Here is a 1,495-nt window from a genome sequence, read left to right on the forward strand (position 1 = left end):
ACGGTGCAAAGGCACATCCGGTCGTGGAGTGCCCAACCGGTCAGGCGGGTGTTCGTCCCGAAGCCGGGAACGAAAAAGAGCAGGCCGCTGGGAATACCGGTGATCGCCGACCGGGTGGTTCAGGCGATGGTGGTCACCGCGTTGGAACCAGAGTGGGAAGCGAGGTTCGAGCCGAAGTCGTATGGTTTCCGGCCCGGACGCAGCTGCCAGGACGCCATCACTGCGATCTTCTGGACCGTGGCGGGTCCGCGGACGAAACGCCGGTGGGCGTTGGACGCGGACCTGGAAGCAGCGTTCGACCACGTTGACCACGATCATCTCCTCAAGCTGCTGGGAAGCTTTCCGGGACGGGAAGTGGTGGCCAGATGGCTGATGGCGGGTGTGATCGGCTCGGATGGGTATCAACCCACCACCGAAGGAGTTCCCCAAGGTGGTGTGATCAGTCCGTTGCTCTTTAATATCGCGTTGCAGGGAATGGAGGAGGCGGCGGGCTCCGTCTACGGGTGGAATCCTTACCGGAAGTCCGAAGTAACAGCGACGGGCACACCGGTGTTGGTGCGATACTGCGACGACTTCGTGGCGTTGTGCGATAGCCGGTAACAGGTCGAACAGGTTAAAGCCCGGCTGACGCCGTGGCTGGCGGACCGAGGGCCGGCTTTCAACGAGGACAAGACCCGTGTGGTCCACCTCGACGAAGGCGTCGACTTCCTCGGGTTCACCATCCGACGCCACGGGCCGAAGCTAATCATCAAACCCAGTAAGGACGCGGTCGCCCGCGTCCGGGCACGACTGGCCGACGCGATGAAGGCCCTGCGCGGGGCCAACGCGAGCGCGGTCATCCGCACGCTCAACCCGATCATCCGGGGGTGGGCCGCCTACTACCGGGGTGTCGTGTCCACGGAGACGTTCCAGGCACTGGACCACTACCTGTGGAAACTCACCTACAAGTGAGCGCTCTTCCGCCACAACCATCGGGGGAAGCGGCGGATCGTCGCCCGGTACTACGGCCGTTTCCACCCGACCAGGCAGGATAGGTGGGTGTTTGGAGACAGGGACTCCGGTGCCTTCCTGCTCCGCTTCGCCTGGACAAAGGTCGTACGCCACGACCTGGTCAAGGGAAGAGCGTCCCCGGACGACCCGACCCTGACCAGCTACTGGGCCCAACGCCGCCGCCGGAAACAGAAACACGGCGACGGCCTGCCGCCGATCGGATGGCGCCGCACCAACCTGCTTAACAGGCAGAACGGCCGCTGCCCGATCTGTCAGGGCCTGCTGGTCCCTGACAACGACCACCCACCGCGCAGCCTGGAAGAATGGGAACAGTGGGCAGTCGATGTCCGCCGAACGGTCACCGTCACCACGACCGCCGGCCCCAGCGCGCACGACCGACAGCCACGCCTCGTCCACGAGCACTGCCGGCAAAGGTGGTACCAGAACCGACGCCGGACAACGCAACCACGCCGGAGCCCAAGACGCCCCCCGAGGCTTGCTTGAG

The 1,495-nt window shown here is 64.9% G+C and carries 3 protein-coding genes; all 3 read left to right on the forward strand.

Features of this window, described 5'->3' with window-relative positions; genetic code table 11:
- Window positions 1–48 precede the first annotated feature (48 nt).
- The 3 genes from AC08OT_RS13710 to AC08OT_RS13720 all read left to right on the forward strand — a co-directional run bounded on the left by AC08OT_RS13710 (window position 49) and on the right by AC08OT_RS13720 (window position 1,494).
- Window positions 49–600 (forward strand): reverse transcriptase/maturase family protein, encoded by a 552-nt coding sequence (locus tag AC08OT_RS13710; RefSeq protein ID WP_476594006.1) that lies wholly within the window; start codon window positions 49–51, stop codon window positions 598–600.
- A 78-nt stretch (window positions 601–678) separates the two neighbouring features.
- On the forward strand, window positions 679–951 hold the full coding sequence (locus tag AC08OT_RS13715) for a group II intron maturase-specific domain-containing protein (protein WP_476594005.1): 273 nt from the start codon (window positions 679–681) through the stop codon (window positions 949–951).
- 87 nt (window positions 952–1,038) lie between these two features.
- The gene (locus tag AC08OT_RS13720) at window positions 1,039–1,494 is read left to right on the forward strand and encodes a hypothetical protein (RefSeq protein ID WP_476594004.1); all 456 of its coding nucleotides are present in this window, start codon (window positions 1,039–1,041) and stop codon (window positions 1,492–1,494) included.
- Window position 1,495 lies beyond the last annotated feature (1 nt).

The sequence above is a fragment of the Frankia sp. CgJB1 genome (genome assembly GCF_977947065.1).